23 protein-coding genes and 1 pseudogene are annotated in these 19,479 nt (G+C 64.9%); 12 read left to right on the forward strand and 12 right to left on the reverse strand.

Annotated elements, in window-relative coordinates:
* The first annotated feature begins 65 nt into the window (after positions 1-65).
* The 4 genes from A3AS_RS0127025 to A3AS_RS0127040 are packed head-to-tail and all read left to right on the forward strand — an operon-like array spanning position 66 to position 4,417.
* Positions 66-950 (forward strand): IclR family transcriptional regulator, encoded by an 885-nt coding sequence (locus tag A3AS_RS0127025; protein ID WP_018320660.1) that lies wholly within the window; start codon positions 66-68, stop codon positions 948-950.
* Between the two features lies 1 nt (position 951).
* Positions 952-2,148, forward strand: a complete 1,197-nt coding sequence (locus A3AS_RS0127030; protein ID WP_018320661.1) for a CaiB/BaiF CoA-transferase family protein — start codon at positions 952-954, stop codon at positions 2,146-2,148.
* Positions 2,149-2,190: 42 nt separating this feature from the next.
* Positions 2,191-3,177: a tripartite tricarboxylate transporter substrate binding protein gene (locus A3AS_RS0127035; protein WP_018320662.1), complete on the forward strand. Its 987-nt coding sequence runs from the start codon at positions 2,191-2,193 to the stop codon at positions 3,175-3,177.
* A 19-nt stretch (positions 3,178-3,196) separates the two neighbouring features.
* A complete protein-coding gene (locus tag A3AS_RS0127040) occupies positions 3,197-4,417 on the forward strand; it encodes an ABC transporter substrate-binding protein (protein ID WP_018320663.1) in 1,221 nt (406 codons plus the stop codon).
* A gap of 32 nt (positions 4,418-4,449) precedes the next feature.
* On the opposite strand, the gene A3AS_RS0127045 is transcribed toward A3AS_RS0127040, so the two are convergent.
* A complete protein-coding gene (locus A3AS_RS0127045) occupies positions 4,450-4,716 on the reverse strand; it encodes a hypothetical protein (RefSeq protein ID WP_018320664.1) in 267 nt (88 codons plus the stop codon).
* 237 nt (positions 4,717-4,953) lie between these two features.
* Between A3AS_RS0127045 and A3AS_RS47635 the strand changes: the two genes are divergently transcribed.
* Positions 4,954-5,283: a hypothetical protein gene (locus tag A3AS_RS47635; protein ID WP_157644393.1), complete on the forward strand. Its 330-nt coding sequence runs from the start codon at positions 4,954-4,956 to the stop codon at positions 5,281-5,283.
* A 189-nt stretch (positions 5,284-5,472) separates the two neighbouring features.
* Here A3AS_RS47635 and A3AS_RS0127050 read toward each other — a convergent pair whose 3' ends face one another.
* Together A3AS_RS0127050 and A3AS_RS0127055 are read right to left on the reverse strand one after the other, a co-directional pair.
* Complete coding sequence (locus A3AS_RS0127050) at positions 5,473-5,964, reverse strand: SRPBCC family protein (RefSeq protein WP_018320665.1); 492 nt, start codon at positions 5,962-5,964, stop codon at positions 5,473-5,475.
* On the reverse strand, positions 5,964-6,353 hold the full coding sequence (locus A3AS_RS0127055; RefSeq protein ID WP_026202395.1) for a helix-turn-helix transcriptional regulator: 390 nt from the start codon (positions 6,351-6,353) through the stop codon (positions 5,964-5,966). Before A3AS_RS0127055 ends, A3AS_RS0127050 begins: the two co-directional genes overlap by 1 nt.
* 284 nt (positions 6,354-6,637) lie before the next feature.
* On the opposite strand from A3AS_RS0127055, the pseudogene A3AS_RS0127060 reads away from it, so the two are divergent.
* A pseudogene (locus A3AS_RS0127060) lies at positions 6,638-7,698 on the forward strand (serine hydrolase).
* A 63-nt stretch (positions 7,699-7,761) separates the two neighbouring features.
* On the opposite strand, the gene A3AS_RS0127065 reads toward A3AS_RS0127060, so the two are convergent.
* Both A3AS_RS0127065 and A3AS_RS0127070 read right to left on the reverse strand, forming a co-directional pair.
* Positions 7,762-8,586 carry an outer membrane protein gene (locus tag A3AS_RS0127065; RefSeq protein WP_018320667.1) on the reverse strand — a complete coding sequence of 275 codons (825 nt, stop codon included), beginning with the start codon at positions 8,584-8,586 and terminating at the stop codon, positions 7,762-7,764.
* 272 nt (positions 8,587-8,858) lie between these two features.
* Positions 8,859-9,563, reverse strand: a complete 705-nt coding sequence (locus A3AS_RS0127070; RefSeq protein WP_018320668.1) for an SDR family oxidoreductase — start codon at positions 9,561-9,563, stop codon at positions 8,859-8,861.
* A 101-nt stretch (positions 9,564-9,664) separates the two neighbouring features.
* Here A3AS_RS0127070 and A3AS_RS0127075 point away from each other — a divergent pair, with 101 nt between their 5' ends.
* On the forward strand, positions 9,665-10,519 hold the full coding sequence (locus tag A3AS_RS0127075; RefSeq protein ID WP_018320669.1) for a GNAT family N-acetyltransferase: 855 nt from the start codon (positions 9,665-9,667) through the stop codon (positions 10,517-10,519).
* A gap of 3 nt (positions 10,520-10,522) precedes the next feature.
* On the opposite strand, the gene A3AS_RS0127080 is transcribed toward A3AS_RS0127075, so the two are convergent.
* Positions 10,523-10,981: a hypothetical protein gene (locus A3AS_RS0127080; protein ID WP_018320670.1), complete on the reverse strand. Its 459-nt coding sequence runs from the start codon at positions 10,979-10,981 to the stop codon at positions 10,523-10,525.
* 282 nt (positions 10,982-11,263) lie between these two features.
* Between A3AS_RS0127080 and A3AS_RS0127085 the strand changes: the two genes are divergently transcribed.
* Entirely contained in the window at positions 11,264-11,545 is a 282-nt protein-coding gene (locus A3AS_RS0127085; protein WP_018320671.1) for a hypothetical protein, read from the forward strand.
* A gap of 56 nt (positions 11,546-11,601) precedes the next feature.
* Here the strand turns inward: A3AS_RS0127085 and A3AS_RS0127090 are convergent, their stop codons facing one another.
* The 6 genes from A3AS_RS0127090 to A3AS_RS0127115 all read right to left on the reverse strand — a co-directional run bounded on the left by A3AS_RS0127090 (position 11,602) and on the right by A3AS_RS0127115 (position 14,591).
* Positions 11,602-11,895, reverse strand: coding sequence for a hypothetical protein (locus A3AS_RS0127090; protein WP_026202396.1), 294 nt, complete (start codon positions 11,893-11,895; stop codon positions 11,602-11,604).
* Positions 11,896-11,907: 12 nt separating this feature from the next.
* Positions 11,908-12,339 carry a curlin gene (locus A3AS_RS0127095; RefSeq protein ID WP_244550738.1) on the reverse strand — a complete coding sequence of 144 codons (432 nt, stop codon included), beginning with the start codon at positions 12,337-12,339 and terminating at the stop codon, positions 11,908-11,910.
* A 72-nt stretch (positions 12,340-12,411) separates the two neighbouring features.
* Positions 12,412-12,822 carry a curlin gene (locus A3AS_RS0127100; protein ID WP_049814998.1) on the reverse strand — a complete coding sequence of 137 codons (411 nt, stop codon included), beginning with the start codon at positions 12,820-12,822 and terminating at the stop codon, positions 12,412-12,414.
* A 26-nt stretch (positions 12,823-12,848) separates the two neighbouring features.
* Positions 12,849-13,241: a curlin gene (locus tag A3AS_RS0127105; protein WP_018320675.1), complete on the reverse strand. Its 393-nt coding sequence runs from the start codon at positions 13,239-13,241 to the stop codon at positions 12,849-12,851.
* A gap of 122 nt (positions 13,242-13,363) precedes the next feature.
* Entirely contained in the window at positions 13,364-13,765 is a 402-nt protein-coding gene (locus A3AS_RS0127110; protein ID WP_026202398.1) for a hypothetical protein, read from the reverse strand.
* Positions 13,766-13,943: 178 nt separating this feature from the next.
* Positions 13,944-14,591 (reverse strand): response regulator transcription factor, encoded by a 648-nt coding sequence (locus tag A3AS_RS0127115; protein ID WP_018320676.1) that lies wholly within the window; start codon positions 14,589-14,591, stop codon positions 13,944-13,946.
* A 593-nt stretch (positions 14,592-15,184) separates the two neighbouring features.
* Here A3AS_RS0127115 and A3AS_RS0127120 point away from each other — a divergent pair.
* From A3AS_RS0127120 to A3AS_RS0127135, 4 genes are read left to right on the forward strand one after another with little or no spacing between them, the layout of a single operon-like run.
* A complete protein-coding gene (locus A3AS_RS0127120; protein WP_018320677.1) occupies positions 15,185-16,609 on the forward strand; it encodes an efflux RND transporter periplasmic adaptor subunit in 1,425 nt (474 codons plus the stop codon).
* Positions 16,606-17,331, forward strand: coding sequence for an ABC transporter ATP-binding protein (locus A3AS_RS0127125; protein ID WP_018320678.1), 726 nt, complete (start codon positions 16,606-16,608; stop codon positions 17,329-17,331). Before A3AS_RS0127120 ends, A3AS_RS0127125 begins: the two co-directional genes overlap by 4 nt.
* Complete coding sequence (locus tag A3AS_RS0127130) at positions 17,328-18,551, forward strand: ABC transporter permease (protein WP_018320679.1); 1,224 nt, start codon at positions 17,328-17,330, stop codon at positions 18,549-18,551. The genes A3AS_RS0127125 and A3AS_RS0127130 overlap by 4 nt, the downstream gene beginning before the upstream one ends.
* Positions 18,552-18,602: 51 nt before the next feature.
* Complete coding sequence (locus A3AS_RS0127135; protein WP_018320680.1) at positions 18,603-18,914, forward strand: response regulator transcription factor; 312 nt, start codon at positions 18,603-18,605, stop codon at positions 18,912-18,914.
* Positions 18,915-19,479: the final 565 nt, after the last annotated feature.

Here is a 19,479-nt window from a genome sequence, read left to right on the forward strand (position 1 = left end):
GGACAATTTTGCCGTTTTTGCCGAATCTATTGGACAGAAGCGATTTCGCCGTCTGATATTCGGGGATGACCCCGAGAGATTCATCCAAACCGCGACATCCGCTCTCCTCCGCCGCCGCAGTGCTGGCGGAGAGTGTCGACGACGCCGCCTTCGCCACGACGCTGGCAAAGGGGCTCGTCGTGCTCGAGGCGTTCAAGGCCGGGAGCACGCTGCTGGGCAACATGGAGCTGTCGGCGCTGACCGGCATTCCGCGGCCGACAGTGGCGCGGCTGACGCACACGCTCGCCGAGCTCGGCTACCTCCGCTACGACGCCGAGCGGGCCAAGTACCGCGTCGCTGCGCGGGCACTGCGGATCGCGCATCCTCTGCTTGCCGGAATGCAATTCCGCCAGATGGCGCGGCCCATGATGCAGGAGCTGGCGCTCAGCGTCCGCGGCACGGTCTCGATCGGCCTGCTCGACGCCACGTCGATGATCTATGTCGAGACCGCGCGCTCCGGCGACGTCGGGCCGCACGCGCCCGACATCGGCATGCCGATTCCCGTGGTGATGACGGCCATGGGCCGCGCCGCGGCGGCGACCCTGCCACCAGCCGATGCAGACCGGCTCGAACGGAACATCGGTGCTGAAGACCCCGAGCTGTGGTCGGCCTTCCGCGACAAATACCGGGCCGGGATCGCGCAATGCAAAAGCCGCGGCTTCTGCACCTGCTGGGGCGAGTACATGGCCTCCATCCATGCCGTCGCCGCGCCGCTGTTTCACACGAGCGAATCGAGGCAGTCGTTCTCGATCAATTGCGGCATCCCCGCCTTCCGGCTCCAGCCGGGCCAGCTGGAAGGCGAGATCGGCCCGCGCATCGCGGCACTCGCCGACAGCATCCGCGCCATCGTCGGACAGGCCGAGCTCGCGCCGCCGCGCAAGACCAAGAAAATCACAAGCGCCGGAAAATGACATGGCTGGACCGCTCGAGGGACTTAAGGTTCTCGACATCGCGACGATCATTGCAGCGCCGTTCGCCGCCACGCTGCTGGCCGACTACGGCGCCGAGGTGCTCAAGGTCGAGATGCCCGGAAACGGCGACGGCGTAAGGTCGTTTCCGCCGTTCAAGGATGGCAAGCCGCTATGGTGGAAGGCCGCCAACCGCAACAAGAAGTTTGCCACGCTCGATCTGCGCACTGGAGAAGGACTTGCGCTGTTCAAGCAGCTGCTTCCGCGCTTCGACGTGCTGATCGAGAATTTCCGTCCGGGAACGCTCGACCGATGGGGTTTGCCTAAGGAGGTGCTGTGGTCGATCCAGCCGCGCCTCGTGATCCTGCGCGCCACCGCCTTCGGGCAGGATGGACCTTATCGCGAGCGACCTGGCTTCGCCCGTATCTTCGAGGCCATGGGCGGGCTCACCTACATCACGGGCGAGAGCGATGGCGAGCCGACCCATCCGGGATACCCGATCGGGGATTCGATCGGCGGCCTGTTCGGCGCCGTTGGCGTGCTGGCGGCGCTGTGGAAACGGGCGCGCGATCCCGATGCGCCCGGCGAGGAGATCGATCTTTCGCTGACTGAGGCGACCTTCCGCCTGCTCGACGTCCTCGCCATCGAGCACGATCAGCTCGGCACCGTTCGCAGCCGGATCGGCAATTCCAACGGCTATTCGGCGCCGGCCGCCGTGTTTCGCACCAGCGACGATCATTGGGTGACGCTCGCAGGCTCGACCAACGCGCTGTTTGCGGCGAACTGCCGGGCGATCGAGCGGCCCGACCTGATCACCGATCCGCGCTTTGCCAGCAACGACCGGCGCGTCAGGCACGCCGCCGAGCTCAACGACATCTTCGCCGGCTGGTGTGCCACCCATCCCCTTGAGGAGGTCCTCGCGCGATTCAATGCCGCGCAGGGAACGCTCGCCCCGATCTATTCGATCGACCAGATCGCCGACGACCCGCAAGTGAAGGCGCGCGAGGTGATCACCCGCGTTGCCGACAAGGATTTCGGCACGGTCGCCATGACCAATGTCGTGCCGCGCTTCACCAATGACCCCGCGCGATTGCGTCACGCCGCCGGCGACGTCGGCGAGGACAATGACGAGGTGTTTCGCAATTGGCTCGGCCTTTCGCACCAGGAGATCGAAAGGCTCACCGCGCGAAAAGTGATCTGAAATTAACAAGAAGACCAACAATAAAAAGGGAGGAAGACAACCGTGACATCATTCAAGGTCACTCGCCGAACCCTGCTGGGCACGCTCGCGGGCAGCATCGCCGCCGGCTCGGGCCTGACGGTACAGGCCGAGGATGCATGGCCCTCGCGCCTGGTGCGGCTGATCTCGCCCTACGGGCCCGGCGGCTCCAACGACATCTCGTTGCGCCTGCTGGCCGAAGAGTTCGGCCGCAGCCTGCGTCAGCAGTTCATCGTCGAGAACAAGCCCGGTGCCGGCACCCGCATCGCCAACGACATGGTCGCTCATGCCCCGGGCGACGGCTACACCATTCTCTACGTCGCGGCTCCCTACGCGACCGCCGAGGCGCTGTTCGGCAAGCTGACCTATGCGCGCGGGGATCTGCAGCCGGTCGCGATGGTCGTGGTCGCGCCGCTGTTCCTCATCATCAGCGCCGACGCGCCGTTCAAGACGCTCCCCGAATTGATCGCCTACGGCAAGTCGAGACCGAATGGGCTGACCTTCGCGTCTCCGGGCGCGGGCTCGCAGCCGCACTTGGCCGGAGAGCTCCTGTTTCGCGACGCCGGCGTCAAGGGCCTGAACATTCCGTTCCGGGGCGATGCCGCCTCCTACACCGAGCTGCTCGCCGGCCGCGTCGATGCCACGCTTACGGCGCTGCCGACCGCCCTGCCCTACATCCAGAGCGGCAAGTTCATCGTGCTCGGCGTCGCCTCGCCCGAGCGCAGCGCGCTCTACCCGCAGGCGCCGACACTGCGCGAGCAGGGTTTTCCCAACGTGGCTGCCGCCGGCTGGTACGGCTTCATGGCGCCCGCCACGACGCCGCGCGCGATCGTCGACAAGTTCCAGGGCGAAGTCCTGCGCGCGCTCGCCGAGCCGGCGATCAAGGACAAGCTAACCGCCCAGGGCCTCGAAGTGCGCGCCGGCACCGCGGCCGAGTTCGGCCAGTTCATCGACGCCGAGACGGAGAAATGGACCAAGCTGATCCGCAATGCCGGTCTCAAGGGTGAATGACCATCGGGAAGGACCGGACATGACAGGCACTCTGCTCAAACACATCGCGGTGTCCGCACTGCTTCTCGCGCTGTCGAGCGCGGCGGCGCAGGCGCAGAAGAAATACGATTCGGGCGCGTCCGACACGGCGATCAAGGTCGGCCAGACCGTGCCGCTCAGCGGCCCGGCTTCGGCCTATGCCGTGATCGGCAAGACCCAGGCCGCCTATATGAAGATGATCAACGACCAGGGCGGCGTGAACGGCCGCAAGGTCGAGCTGATCCAGTATGACGATGCCTATTCGCCGCCGAAGACCGTGGAGCAGACCCGCAGGCTGGTCGAAAGCGACGAGGTGCTGCTGACGTTCCAGATCATCGGCACCGCGCCGAACGTCGCCGTGCAGAAATATCTCAACGCCAAGAAAATCCCTCAGCTGTTTGCCGCGACCGGCGCCGCGCGCTTCACCGATCCCAAGAACTTTCCCTGGACCATGGGATTCAACCCCTCCTACCTGGTCGAAGGCCGCATCTACGCGCAATATTTGCTGAAGAACCACCCGAACGCGAAGATCGGCGTGCTCTACCAGAACGACGACCTCGGCAAGGATTATCTCGCCGGCCTCAAGGCCGGCCTCGGCGACAAGGCGAAGATGATCGTGGCCGAGACATCCTACGAGATCACCGAGCCGACGATCGACTCGCAGATCCTGCGGCTGAAGGATGCCGGCGCCGACGTGCTGTTCAGCGCTACCACGCCGAAACAGGCGGCGCAGGCCATCAAGAAGGTCGCCGAGATCGGCTGGAAGCCGCTGCACATCATCGACATCAACGCCTCCTCGCTCAGCGCCGTGCTGAAGCCGGCGGGGCTGGATAATTCCAAGGGCGTCGTCAGCGTCGGTTACGTCAAGGATGCCGCCGATCCCGAATGGAAGGACGATCCCGGCATGAAGCGCTACCTCGCCTTCATGGCAAAATACTATCCCGACGGCGACAAGGATTCGAACCTGAACGTCTATGGGTACATCACCGCGCAGCTGCTGGTTCAGGTGCTGAAGCAATGCGGCGACGACCTCACTCGCGACAACGTGATGCGGCAGGCCGCCAGCCTCAAGAACGTCGAGCTCGACCTGACGCTGCCGGGGATCTCGGTCACGACCACGCCAACCGACTATCGCGTCAACAAGCAGTTCCAGATGGTGCAGTTCGATGGCCAGCGCTGGCAGAAGCTCGGCGACATCGTGACGGACGAAGCGAAAGAGTGAAGCGGTGAGAGACGTAATTCCGGTGCCGGCGCTCATTGTCCTCCCGCGAGGCGGCCGCCGCTGCGGATGACATCGTCGCGTTGATCGACATGGCGCTGATATTCGGAGATCGCGCGATTGGCCATCCGGATCCGGTTCGTGTGCCCCTCCTCGACCATCATGGTGATGCGCTGCGCCAGAAACACGCAGGCCGCGAACTCATCGCCGATGGCGCCCGTCCGCGTGAGAAAGTTCCAGGCGATCTCATAGGCCTGCTCGGCGGCGGGGTTGCGGTAGTCGCTGAAGATAATGTGCGTCATCACCGGCAAAGCCGCAGGGCAGCGATCGTTCCTGTGGTCCCTTCCGACGTCCCCCAATCATGGGCTGCATTGAGTCCCCGATGGTGTTCCGGTCCCCGGAACGAAATGCACTTCCGCTGGCAGACACGTTCCGACGCTGGGTCGCAGGCCTCCAGTTCGATGCACCCGCAACGCCTCGCGTAGGAACGGTTGGCCGCGCGCGTGATTGGTCCGGCATGAACCTCAGGGAGACACAACATGCGTAAGACAATGCTGACGATCTTCACAGCTGCAATGCTCGCCGGCGCTTCCGTCGGCGCAGCATTCGCTCAAGGTGCTGGTGGCGGCGCAGGCGGCGGAGCTGGTGCCGGTGCGGGAGCCGGTGGCGCGGGGGCCGGTGGTGCGGGCGCAGGTGCTGGTGCAGGCGGTAGCGGCGCTGCCGGAGGAAGCGGAAGCGCTGGAGACGGTTCCGGCGGCGGCAGTGGTGACACCACCCATACGCAACGCGGCGGACAGGGCGCGTCCAGCGCTCCAGGCATGCGCAACGAGACCACCCCACCGACGAGCGGCACCGCACCGCGGCGCTAGCGCATGATCCGGAAAAGTGTGCGGCGGTTTTTCGAAGAGACCATGCTCAAACGATAAATAGAGCGCGATGGCGATTCATCCTGATCTCATCGCGCTTCAGTCGCCTCGTTGATCGCCCTCTTCGGAAACTGATCCTTCGAGATGTACGAAAGCGGTCCCCGCGAATCCTTCGCCGGGACCGCTTTGTCTTCACCGCTTCATGCCCGCCACGTAGGCCGCGAGCTTGTCGAGAGTCTGGTAGCCGTATTCGACGGCGCCGAAGCCGATCATGCCATCGCGCTGCGCGGTGCTCGAGGCCAGCTGGCGCATCATCAGCACGGTCTTGCCATTGCTCTGCTCGGCAAAGGTGACGGTGAAGCGGAACATGCCGGGATCCTCGTCCTGGTCGACGCCGTGGTCCATCTCCATCAGCTGCGGCCGCTCGATGCGGCGGAAGCGCATGCGGTTCGGATAGACCGTGCCGTCGGGGCCGATCATGTTGAAACGCCAGACGCCGCCGACGCGTACGTCGATCTCGAAGGTCTCGACCTTGAATCCCTTCGGCCCGAACCATTGCGGCAGATGCTTCGGGTCGGACCACGCCTCGAACACCAGATCGCGCGGCGCGTCGATCACGCGCGACATCACGATCTCACGGTCGAGCGACCATTGCGACAGAGCGGGATTGGCAGAATTCGTCATCACTCAGAACCTTTCCGTTTGGTTGTTCGGGACGGCCGCTTGGCAGCCGCCCGCTCCTTCTCTTTCTTGAGCTTCATCACGTAGGCTTCGAACCGGTCGAGCCGAGCCTCCCAGATTGCGCGCTGCTGCTGGAACCAGTCCTCCGCACCGAGCAGCGCATCCGGGCTGAGACGGCAGGTGCGCACGCGGCCGGATTTCTCCGACAGCACGAGCCCGCTCGTCTCCAGCACATGGATGTGTTTCATGAAGCTCGGCAGCGCCATGGCGAAGGGATCGGCGAGCTCCCCGACGGAGGCCTCGCCGGCGCACAGCCGCATCACGATCGCCCGTCTGGTGGGATCGGCGAGCGCTGCGAAAACCTGGTCGAGGCGGGGCGATTGGTTAGCCATGAAGCTAACTATAGGCGACCCGCGCATCGGCGTCAACAATTGTTAGCCCACAAGCTAAGTAATTTGATCGCGGGCCGCGCAACGGAACCTGAAACGCGCAATTGTGAATTGGGCCGCCCGGCGCTTCCCGCTAAATGAGACCGGGGGCACCATTGCATCGTTCGTCAGGGCACGTGCCGCCTTTTGTCACATCATCATCGTTCACCAGGCGGGCGCTCGCCCGGGCCGCGCTTGTTCCCCTCGCAATCGCGCTTTCCCCGCGCCGCGCCTCCGCGGATTCCGACATGATCGCGCAGATGCGCGACATCGTCGCAAACGAGCTGGCGCCGACCGTTACGCCGGGCCATGCCGGCGGCCTTGCCGCCGCCCTCTATGCCGGACGGCATGTCGAATTCTTCAACTACGGTCTTGCCGATGACGCCACCAAGCGGAAGGTGACGCCGGACACGCTGTTCAACCTCGCGTCTTTAAGAAAGCCGTTCGAGGCGACGCTGGTCGCACTCGGCACGCTCCGCGGCGAGCTGCGGCTCGATGACCGCGTCCCTAAATATCTTCCCGAGCTCGACGGCGATTACATCCGCCGCGTCAGCGTCGGCGAGCTCGTCACGCACACCTCGGGGCTGTTGCTGCCGACCGACCATCCGCCCTGGCCTAACGATCAGTTCACGCGCGAGCAGTTCATCGCCATGCTGAACGCCTTCGCGCCGGCGCCCGGCGTCGCACCCGGCCGGCAGCGCATCTACACCCATGCCGGCTACGTGCTGCTTCAGCTTGTGCTCGAGCGCTGCTACGGCACGCCGATCGGCGCGTTGATCCAGCACCGCATTCTCCGCCCCCTCGCCATGGACGCCAGCTTCATCCCCGAGCGCGGCGCGGACAATCGCGCCGTCATGGGCGGAGCCTGGATGCGGCGCGTGGTCCAGGGCTATTCCGACCAGGGCACGGCGATCGGCCCAATCGGCGACCAGCAGAGCTATTTTGATTTTCCCGGCACCGGCCAGATGTTCTCTTCCGCCCGGGATGTTGCCACCTTCGCGGCAGCCTGCGTCGACGGCCGGACGATCGATCCACAATTGCGCGAGGCGCTGCGATGACGCAGCGTGAGGTCTTTCGCATCGACGACAAGTTCGGACAGGGCATGGCCTGGGAGACCGTGCGTCTGCCTGATGTCACCGTCATCGACAAGCCCGGCGGCCTCAACAATGCGTCCGGCTATATCGGCCTCGTTCCGTCACGGCGGATCGCCATCGTCCTGCTCGCCAACCGCTGCGAATATCCGCACGAGATCGCGCGCTACAAGATCCTGCCCGCGCTGGCGCATCTGCTGCCATCGCACGCAGGCTGAGCTTCAAGAGCAGAAAGCCCCGGCCAGGCCGGGGCTTTCCACGCCAGGATCGGAACGGGATGCTCAGTATCTGGCGACGACCGGTCCGCCGAACTTGTAGTTCACGCCGACGCGCACGATGTTCGACTTGAGATCGACCGAATGGGTGAAGGTCTGGGCCGGCAACGGCACACCGACGTTGAAATTGTTGCTGGTCATGCTGCTGCGGCCAAGATCGACGTAAAGATATTCGGCCTTCAGCGACCAGCCGTTGCCCACGGCGTACTCACCGCCGACGCCTGCTGTCCAGCCGACGCGGGTGTCGCGGATCGCTCCGGACTCGGTCGCGCCAGCAAAGGTGTCGGTGAAGCTGAAATTGCCCTTTATCTCGGCGATGGCGGCGCCGCCGGTGGCGTAAATCAGCCAGCTCGGCGTCGCGAGGAAGCCGATGCGGCCGCGAATGGTGGCGAGCCAATCGGCCGAGACCGACGAATTGACGGTGAAGGTGGTCGGCGCGCAGCAGGGATACACGGCCGTGCTGCTCGCGCTGCCCTTGAAGCCGAAATAGTTGATGTCACCCTCGAGGCCGAGCACGGCGTTGTTGACCTGCCAGTTGTAGCCGGCGGTGAAGCCGCCGGTCACACCGGAGCTGTTGATGTGCTGGGCGCCGACCGTCCCGATGGCGGTCACGCTCGAATCCGCGAAATAGGCGGCCACCGGAAACAGCGTGGTGGTGGCGGGGTTCGCGCTGCCCCACTGCCCGCCGACATTGCCGCCGACGTAGAAGCCGGTCCAGTTATAGACTGGCGCCATCACCGGCGCCTTGGTGTAATGCGCCGCGAGGTCGGCTGCCTGAACGGATGCGGTACCCAAGACAACAGAAGCGATCGCCAGCAAAAACTTGTTCATTCCAGTCTCCTTGCCCCACGCGATTGACCTCGCGTTTCGAATGCGCGCAGGTAAAAGGCAACCGGCGCAGTTAGGGCATAGGGCGGGCGCCGCTGCTCGTCTTGGGCTGCGGCGCAGTTCGCAAGGACTGTGACGTAGTGTGCGCTTCAGATCGTACGAACGGATGGCGGGTGTGACCGAGGAGCCACGCCTCGTCCATCATCAGCGGCGCGCGACGCATGCCCGTGTCGCCTCACGACAAGGCCGCCAGAAATGCGATTCGAGACTGCGCTTCAGACCGAGCGCGTCAGCCCGCCATCGACGCGGATGTTCTGGCCGGTGATGTAGGCCGCGCCGTCGGAGGCCAGGAACGAGACCGTCGCGGCGATCTCCTCGACCTTGCCGTAGCGCTTCATCGGCACACTGTCGCGGCGCGCGTCGAGCTGCGGCAGGCTGTCGATCCAACCGGGCAGGACGTTGTTCATGCGGATGTTGTCGGCCGCATGGGTATCGGTGAAGATCTTGGTGAAGGCGGCAAGGCCCGCGCGGAACACCGCCGAGGTCGGGAACATGGCGCTGGGCTCGAACGCCCAGGCGGTCGAGATGTTGATGATGGCGCCACCCTTCTGCGCCTGCATGATCGGCGTCACCAGCCGCGTCGGGCGGATCACGTTCAAGAGATACGTGTCGAGGCCGGTGTGCCACTGCTCGTCGGTGATCTCCGTGATCGGCGCACGCGGCCCGTGCCCGGCGCTGTTGACGAGCACGTCGATGCGTCCCCACTTCGCCATGGCGCCGTCGACGAGGCGCTTCAGATCGTCATTCTCCTTGTTGGAGCCGGTGACGCCGAGCCCGCCGAGCTCGGCCGCCAGCGCCTCGCCCTTGCCGGAGGACGACAGGATCGCGACGCGAAACCCGTCCGCCGCCAGCCGCCGCGCAGCCCCTGCCCCCATGCCGCTGCCGCCGGCGGTAACGAGCGCAACCTTCTCTGCTGCCATGACCGATCATCCCTTCAGTTGAGGCAAGCCGCAGGCTCGGCCTATCATGAGGTCTTCTACAGCCAGACCTGTCGGCAGGTCCATGGTCGAAGGCATCCGTCATGAGCAACCCGAGAAGTGATTTGCTGATCCGCAATCTGCGCCCCGAGGAGATCTCCCTTGCCATCGACTGGGCCGCGGCCGAGGGCTGGAATCCGGGCCATCGCGATGCCGCCTGCTTTGCGGTTCCCGACGCGCAAGGTTTCTTCGTCGGCGAGATCGATGGCGAGCCGGTGGCGACCGTCTCCTGCGTCAATTACGATGACCGCTTCGCCTTCCTCGGCTTCTACATCGTGCGCGATAGCTTTCGTGGCGCGGGCCATGGCCTGCGCATCTGGAATGCGGCGATCGCGCATGCGGGCGCGCGCGTGATCGGGCTCGACGGCGTCGTGGCGCAGCAGGACAATTACAGGAAGTCCGGTTTCCAGCTGGCCTACGCCAACATCCGCTATGGCGGCATCGTCGCCGCGCGCTCGAGGGCGCCCACTGAGGTCGTTGCGCTCGACACGATTCCGTTTGCGCTCGTGGAAGCCGACGATGCCACCGTCTTCCCGGCCCGGCGCAGCGCATTCCTTCGCGCCTGGATCGATACATCAGGCCATGTCGGCCGCGCCCTCGTGCGCGACGGCAAGCTCGCCGCATGGGGCGTGATCCGGCCCTGCCGGACCGGCTGCAAGATCGGTCCGCTCGTCGCCGACGACCGCGCGGCGGCGGAGGCGATCGTGCAGGCTTTGCTTGCGAGCGCCGATGTCGGCGAAATCTTCCTCGACGTCCCCGCCGTCAATCGCGAGGCGATCGCGCTTGCGGAAGCACTCGGGCTCAAGCCGGTGTTCGAGACGGCGCGGATGTACACGGGAGCGATCCCGCCGCTGCGCATCGACCGCGTCTTCGGCGTGACCAGCTTCGAGCTGGGCTAAAACTCAGTAGCAGCGCGTGATGTTGACGGTGTGCTCGCTGCCGCCGCGGCCGGGCACCGTCACCTGCTCGGTCGGGCAGCTCGGCACATAGGGCCGGTCGGACGGCACGACGTTCGGCGGGAAGCGATGCGACCAGTCCCAGGGGACATCATAGGTGTAGGTGTAGCGCACGTCGGTGGAGACCGGCTGCCCGGCATCGCCAAAGGGCTGGCTGTAGCCGGCGCCGTCGTAGAAGAACCCGCCGCCGCCCGGCCAGTAGACGAACGGGTTATTGCGCCGGTGGAACCGGGCTCCCGGCCCCATCGGCGCACGCGCCATCGCGCCGGAAGGCGCAGCGGTCACCCCATGCGGCGCGGCGCCGCCGGGTCTGGCGAAACTGTCGCTGGGGCTAAGGAGCAGCGCGGCTGCGCTGAGCGAGGCGAATAGCGCCCCAACTGATCTGCCATGGGATCTGGACATCATGATACGCACCAACTCGTTTGGCTTAAGCGATAGCTCCCCGCAGCTACGCTAGGCCCGCCCGTCGCCCGCCCGCAAACGTATAATTAATTATTGGTTAAGACACGGGATTAACCGGGGAACAGGTGCGGCAAGACGCCCGGATTCCCGGTTGATTTCAGGCACTTCGTTCCGCGGCCCGCGCTTCATAACCAGTTGATCGGAGTTGATCGCTCCGCCGGGCGCGTCCCGGAACGCTCCCGCAGTGCAACCGTTGGCCCCCGACACAAGCAAGGAGCATCTCCAATGCAGAACAAGTCAAAACTCCTCTGCCTGATCACGGCATCACTCGTCGCCGGCACTGCGGCTGCCTCGGCGCAGGGCTACGATTGGAACGGATCGCGCATGGGCTGGGACCGCACGGCCCCCGCCTACGAACCGGTCCAGCCGCGCGCGTATTATCCTGATGTCGGGGGGCCCTATGGTGCGCTCAACGGCACCAACCATCCGACCCCGAGCTCGACGCAGGGCGACGTCGGCCCTGACGGCAACAACAACGGCACATTGACCGGCGGCTATCGCTGGTAAGGTCCACACTCACGGCGAGGCCCGCCGTTCTTTCGCGGACGGTGGGCCTTCGTGCGTCAGCGGCCCTGCTGCTTGCGCAGCCAGTCGAGCATGTCCTGTATTTTTTCCCGCGCGTTGCCGGTGCCCTGTGTCACGATCGCGGTGTTACCGCCGCTGCGCCGGTACACCGTCGTGCGCCCCGGCTCCTTCTCGATCTTGACCTCGGCCTGTGCGGGATCGCCGCTCTGCGTGATCACCGAGGTGCCGTTCTCGTCCTGGACCACTGTGGTGTGACCGTCGGCAGCGCCGGCCGGCGCCATCGCGATCACGCTCATGAGTCCTATTCCGGATGCGAGCAGGAGCAATCTCATGTCACACCTCCATCATCGGCTGAACTGAAAGATCGCCAGCCAGTTGAACCGCCCGAACTGCCTCACCGCTCCCGTATTCATGTCTCCGATCTGGAGCAGGAGCGCGTTGGTGGAATTGCCGATCTGGGTGATCTCGGCGGTGTTGCTCGCACCGGATTGACCGATGATCGCATTGGTGGTGCCGCCCACCTGGATCACATTGGCATAGTTGCGCGTGCCGTTCTGGATGATGGTCGCATCCACCGTCCCGGTGCCGCCGATCTGGATCACCCGCGCGATATTGATGCGGCTGTTCTCTTCGATCGTCACGGGCTGAACATCGTTGCCGAACTGCACGACGGTTTCGATGCTCACGTTCCGGTTGGTCACGCTGCGCTGGACCGACCCGGCGCTCGCCTGCGTCGCCGTGCCGATGGCGGCGAGCATCGCCGCCAGCGCCAACACGTGCCTCAAGATCTGTCCGCATCGCATCGCGCTTCCCCGTTCGTTCCTGGCACCGGCGCGTTCGCTCGCGCCTTACGGGACGGTCTGCGCGATCGTCGAGGCGTTGATCGTGCCGAATTGCGCCACCGTGCCCGCATTCATCGCGCCGAGCTGCGATATCAGGCTCGTCGCCGACTGCCCGGTCTGACCGACGAAGGCGAGATTGTTCGTTCCGGCCTGCCCGATCGATGCGGAATTCGTCCCGCCGAATTGCAGGACGCCCGTGGCATTGTTGGTGCCGTTCTGCGTCACTGTCGCGCTGGTGCTGCCGCCGATCATGAACACGCCGGCCATGTTGAGCTGACTGTTCTGGTTCAGCACCACCGGCGGCCCGCCGACAGAGACGATGGTCTTGATGTCGGCGGTCTGGGCACCGGCTGATCCGGTGCCCGCCGAGCACAGAGCGAGCAAGACGGCGCCCGCGCATCCCAAATGATGTTTCATGACATGCCTCGTCGCTTCGGGTCGGCTCACGGAGCCTGCTGGATAATCGTCGAGCCGTTCAGAATTCCGAGCTGTCCAACTCCAGCCATGTTGTTCGCACCGATCTGGCCGATCAGGCTCGAATTGGAGCCGCCGACCTGGCCGGCCAGCGCGGTGTTGGATGCCGTCGCGGTCGTGCCGCCCTGCCCGATCACCGAATTGTTGACGGTCAGGAGCGAGCCCGTCTGCAGGATGGTCGCCGTATTGGTGGCGCCGAACTGCATCGTGGTCGCGTTGTTGCTGGTGCCGCCGCTCTGCGAAATGAACGAAGTGTTGGTCGTGCCGAATTGCAGCACGCTGGCGGTGTTGCCGGCGTTTGCGTCGGCGGCCGTCAGCGCACCGAGCGCCACGAAACTTGCAATGAAATAGGTGATCCGCATGTCATTTCCTCCGCGACAATGGGCGGGCCATCGCAATTGATCGGCCGGCCGGATTGCGGTGCATTCGAGAATGGCGCGGACGCAACCGCAACTGGCTGCGTCCGGCCAAACGGGGCTGTGTGTCAGTGCGCCGTCTGCGAGACGGTGCTGCCGTTGACGCCGAACACGCTGAGCTGGCCGACGCCGGCGGAGTTGTTCTGCAGCGCGGGGGGCCCGAACGAGTTCTGGGTGATCGCGCTGGTGTTGTTGCCGAACGCCACCTGGCCGGTGGTCGCCGAGTTCTGCACGCCGACCTGGTTCACCGTGCTGCCGTTGTTGAGCGAGGCAGCGCCGGTCCCCTGCATCGTGGACGCAGTGTTCACGATGCCGAGCTGGCTGGTCGTCGAGCTGTCATTGGTGAGGCCGTTCTGCGTGACGGACGAGCCGTTCACGACGCCGACTTGCACCGTGGTCGAGGTGTTGGCGGCCTGTGCCGCGGAGGACAGGGCGAACAATGCAACGGAAGCAAAAAACAATTTACGCATGGAGTATCCCTTTCTGGCCAAGTTGTCTGACTGAATTTGGATGCCGTCTTGGAGGAGGCCGACATCGTAGGGATACTGTGAACCGATCGTGGCCAGCGCGACAGACTGCAGTTCATGCTAATCGGTACGGACTAGACATTGCGCGAGATGTCGGCACGTCGAAGCGCCGAAACAGCTGCTATCCCGTGCCGGCGCGAATCGTCTCGGCTTCGCGCCCCATGCTGTCGATCAGCCGCACCACTTCGATCGGCGTGCGCAGCTCCAGCTTTCGCATCATCCTGGCGCGATGGACCTTCGCCGTCACTTCGCTCACGCCGAGCCTGGCCGCGATCTGCTTGGCAATCAGCCCTTCGGCCATCAGCAGCATGATCTCGCGCTCTCTCGCCGTTAGCGTCTCGACGCGCTGGCGGGCTTCACGCACCACATCCTCGCGTTCCAGCCGCCTGCGGTCGCGCTCGATGCCGTGCCTGATCGCATCGAGGATCTCCTGCTCGCGAAACGGTTTTGGCAGAAACTCGACCGCGCCGCGCTTCATGGCCTCGACCGAGACGCGGACGTCGGAATGGCCGCTGATGAAGACGATCGGAATGGGCACGCCCGTCTCGGCGAGTCGGCGCTGAAGCTCGAGGCCGGTCGGTGACGTCCCGGGAAAGCGGACGTCGAGCACGAGGCACGACGGCCCGGGCGAAATACTCTCCGCGAGAAACTCTTCCGTCGAGGCGAACAATTTTACCTGGTGTCCGGTCTCCTCGCAGAGATTTCCGATCGCGGTTCGAATCTGAATCTCGTCGTCAACGACATAAACGGTGGCTTGACCTGAATTCATTGCAGCAAACTCCCCGGCTTGTGACTCGATGGGCGAGCAACGAGCCGTCCATTCTTCTTGCAAGCTAACAAGGTGCTTGGATGAATCTGCGGGGATCGAACGATCAGCGTCCGTCCACCGGTTCGACGTCTTAGGGCCAATGCACGCCGGAAGCGAGTGAAGGCGTTCACATTTCGGGCTTCTTGATTGCAGGGATCTCGCCGCGCCACAGGCGGCATCACGGCGAGGCGCGCTATCGCGAATATGACGATCCGGTATCGTGGCCGCAGCGTCGCCAACTGCGTCATGGCATTGCTACCCATGTGCCGGCTTGAACGCCCGCCACCGGCACTTTGGCCGGATCATACGGGACGTTCAGTCAGCTTATCGAGTTCGATACCGCGCGCATCTTATCGATACGACGGGTATGCATTTCCGGCAAATCACGAAACGTCGCACCCGCGGACTTTACTTCTGGATCATGTTGCGCACCCGACCGTCGCCCCGACGAGAACGACATACTGACGATCGATACTACCTTAGATAATTTACAACCATAGCGAGCTTACCATTTTTTCCCGCAACGAAGCCATTTCAACCAGGCGGGTTTTGATATGCGATTTGTGCCAGCAATTGCCTTGCTCGGAACTGCATGCGGCCTCGCTGCGATCTACGCCGCAGGGCCAGCCGCCATCGCCGGCGCCGGGAGCGCGGCAGACACGGCGGCGCACGCCTTGGAATCGACCAGGCGCCTGCTCGTCCCCACAGGACGCGAAGCGCCGACATTCGGGTCCGAGTCGCCCGTGTTCCGCTACGCCTCGATTCAGCGCGGCAGCATCGAGCAGACCGTCACGGTCACTGGTGCCCTGCAGCCGGTGAAGACGATTGAGGTCGGTTCCCAGCTGTCCGGGCAGCTCGCCCGGGTCTATGTCGATTTCAACGACACCGTCAGCAAGGATCAGCCGCTCGCCTTGATCGATCCGCGCAGCTTTGCGGCCAAGGTCGACGAAGCCAGGGCCGCCCTTGCCGTCTCCAATTCGCTGGTCGACATCGCCCGAGCCAAGCTCGATCGCGCCCGGATCGATCTGCAAAACGCGAGGGGCAGCCGGGATGTGCTCGTCGCCAAGCTCGAAAGCGCGCAGGCGGTGAAGTCCTCGGCGCAGAAGACCTTGCAACGGAAACTGGCGCTGCAATCGCAAAACGTGGTGGCGACGACGGCGGTCGACGATGCGCAGACCGAGTTCACCGCACGCCTCGCCCAGGAGCGCGAGGCCGAGGTCCTGATGTCCCTCAACTCCTATTCGGTTGAGGGGGCACAGGCCGACGTCCGCCGGATCGAGGCGGAGTTGCAACAGGCGCGAATGGCCGTGCCGGAGAAGGCGGCCGTTCTCGCCGCGGCGCAGGCCGATCTCGACCGCACTGTGATCCGCTCCCCGATCGACGGCGTCGTCGTCGGCAGGTTCGTCAACGAGGGCCAGACGCTCGCGGTCGGACTGGAATCGCGCACCACCTTCGTGGTCGCCCACCGCCTCGAGGACATGGAGATTCACGCGCAGGTCGACGAAGCCGATATCGGCCGCATTGCGCCCGGCCAGCGCGCGCATTTCACCGTGGATGCCTACCCCGACCGCCGCTTCGAGGCGGTGGTGCGGCAGGTGCGCAAGGCGCCGCAGACCCAGCAGCACGTCGTCACCTACACCGTGGTCCTGGCAACCTCCAATCTCGACGGCGCGCTGCTCCCGGGAATGACGGCCCTGGTGAAGATCGTGATCGAGCGGCAGGACGACGTTCTGAAAGTGCCGCTCGCCGCACTGCGCTTCCAGCCCTCCGGCACGCGGCAGGATCCTGCTGCACGCAGCGGGGTGTGGGTGCGCACCGCGAGCGGCTCGCTCCAGCGCATCGCGGTGACGGTCGGCGCGGCCGGCACCGAACAAGTCGCCCTCAAGAGCGGAGATCTCGACGAGGGCAGCCAGGTTGCCGTCGGCCAGGCCATCCGTCCCGCGGGCATGGAATTTCTCGGAATCAGGTTCGGATCATGACCGTCTCGCCGCCGCTCATCAGCCTCCAGTCGGTCGGCAGGACCTATCGCACCGACGGCGTGGCGGTCACCGCCGTCCGCAACGTCAGCTTCGACATCGCGCAAGGCGAGATCGTCGCCGTGATGGGTCCGTCCGGCTCCGGCAAGTCGACGCTGATGAACATGATCGGGCTGCTCGACCTGCCGAGCGAGGGCGCGGTCTATCTCGAAGGGGCCGATGTCGCCGATCTCTCGGAAGATCGCCGGTCGTCCTTGCGCGCCCGCAGCATCGGCTTCGTGTTCCAGTCCTACAATCTGCTCGCGCGTCACGATGCGATCGAGAACGTCGCGCTGCCGCTGGTCTATTGCGGCGTCGGCCGCAGGGAACGCCTGGCGCGCGCGGAAGCGAGCCTTCAGGCCGTCGGCATGCTGCACCGGGCCCATCATTTTCCGCGGCAGCTCTCCGGCGGCGAGCAGCAGCGCGTCGCGATCGCGCGCGCCCTGATCGCCTCCCCGCTGATCGTGCTTGCCGACGAGCCGACCGGCGCGCTCGACAGCCGTACCGGCGCCGAGATCCTGGCGCTGTTCGCCGCGCTCAACCGGACCGGCCAGACCATCGTGATGATCACGCATGATCCCGGCATCGCGGCGCAGTGCCGCCGCACGATCCACCTGCATGACGGCGAGCTCGTCGCTGACGAGACGCCGGCGCCGGCCCTGCCGAAACGGAGCGCTGCGCCATGACGATGCTCCAGGGATTCCAGATCGCCCTGCACGCCCTCAGGCTCAATCCGCTGCGCAGCTTCCTGACCATGCTCGGCATCGTGATCGGCGTCGCCTCCATCGTGACGGTGTTTGCGATCGGTTCCGGCGCGCAGCTGCGCCTGCAGGAACAGATCCGCTCGATCGGCGCCAACGTGCTGATGATCACCCCTGGCGCGGTCTACCAGGGCGGCGTGCGCCTCAAGGACGGCAGCAAGCTGACGATGACGGAGAGTGACGTGCAGGCCATCCTCGAGCAGATTCCGGAAGTCCAGGCCGCGGCCGGCTCGATTGCCGGAACGGCGCAAGTCATCCACGAGGGCAAGAACTGGAATACGACGATCAACGGCACGACGACGGGGCACTTCATGGTGCGCGACTGGCAACTCGCGACCGGCCGCTATTTTTCCGGCACCGAGGAGGCCGGAGCAGGCAAAGTCGTGATCCTCGGCAGCACGGTCGCGCGCGAGCTGTTCGCGCCGGGCGATGATCCCATCGGCGCACAGATCCGGATCATGAAGGTTCCGTTAGAGGTGGTCGGCGTTCTCGATCGCAAGGGACCCGCACAGGACGACGTCGCCTTCGTGCCGCTCGCCACCGCCAAGCTGCGCTTTCTCGGCAGTGCCAGCAACATCAACCGGGATTCGGTCGCCTACATCATCGCCAAGGTGGCCGGTGACGGACAGATGGCGGGGGCGCGATCGGAGATCGAGAACCTGCTGCGGCAGCGTCACCGTGTCCCCGCCGGCCAGGAAGACGATTTCAAGGTCCAGGATCCGGCCGCCGCCATGGAAGCGCAGCAGGGTGCGATCCGCACCGTCGCGCTCCTGCTCGTCGCCATCGCCTCGGTCTCGCTGCTCGTCGGCGGTATCAGCATCATGAATGTCATGATCGTGTCCGTCACCGAGCGCACGCGGGAGATCGGCATCCGCCGCGCGCTGGGCGGGCGGATGCGCGACATCCGTCTGCAGTTCCTCTGCGAGGCGCTCGTGCTCTGCCTGCTCGGCGGAGCCATCGGCGTCGCCGGCGGGGTCACGCTCTCGATGACGGTCGCCCGTATGGCAGGATGGGTCACCTCGATCGACGGGCAGGCGATCGGCCTTGCCCTCGCCTTCTCGATCGCGACCGGCCTCATCTTCGGTTTTTATCCCGCGCACAAGGCGTCCAAGCTCAGCCCGATCGAGGCGCTCAAGACGGAGTGACAACATGCTGGGAGTGGCCACATCAACCCGCAGTCCAGGGAGCAGCCAGCCATGAGCCGAGATCCGCAGGACTCGATTACACCGACGCCGCGCGAGCGCGAGCTGATGATGTTGATCGCACGGGGGATGCAGAACAAGAATATCGCCTACGAGCTCAAGATCTCAGAGAATACGGTGCGGGCGCATATCGGTAACATCATGCGCAAATACCGGCTTTCGAACCGAACGCAGATCGCGATCGTGTTTACCCTGCACGCAGCGCCATCCTCGCTACGCCGCGATCTCGGCAGGGTCGACCGCCCTCCGACGGCGACAAAGCCCGCGCAAGCCCCTGCACCACGGGTGCAGACCGCGACGGATTGAACGTCCCGGCCACAATCCCTTGCGTTGCCCGACGAGCAAAACACCCGAGTCCTGGGTCAACGCCTTTGGGCAAAAATATTCCACTTTACCGAAATTCGGAAATCGCGTATGTGTCGCGGCATCCCGGCCCAACGAAGAGGGGCGTATCGCGATCGTCACGAACGCGGGCCGGGTTGCGGTGGACGTGGGTCACATCGGCGCTGAGGGTTTTGCAGGGCGGGCAACCGTGAGCAAGACCGTCGCGCACACGACCGGTGTGATCCGCGTACGGCAAAATCGTGTGGTCCTGGCGCCCGGGGTCTGTGCGCCAAGTCTTGCGGTGATGTGGCGGTCCAACCGGGCACGCGCATCAGTCATCCACAAGGCGACGGGGGCAATAGTGCAACGCTCCCCGGGGAGAGTACGACATAAGCCGTAAAGCCACTGCGCAGGGAAGGCCGGGATGCTCCGGTTGCCCTGTTANCCGCTATGCATGAAGCACACGCAATCTGCTCTTCGCATGGCGGTCGATGGGAGCCAACCGGCTCCCGGCCTTCCCTGCGCCCTCTTTCATGAGAGGGTGAGG

Origin of the sequence: Bradyrhizobium sp. WSM2793 (assembly GCF_000379585.1) — a bacterium.
In the GTDB taxonomy this organism is placed as follows: Bacteria; Pseudomonadota; Alphaproteobacteria; order Rhizobiales; family Xanthobacteraceae; genus Bradyrhizobium.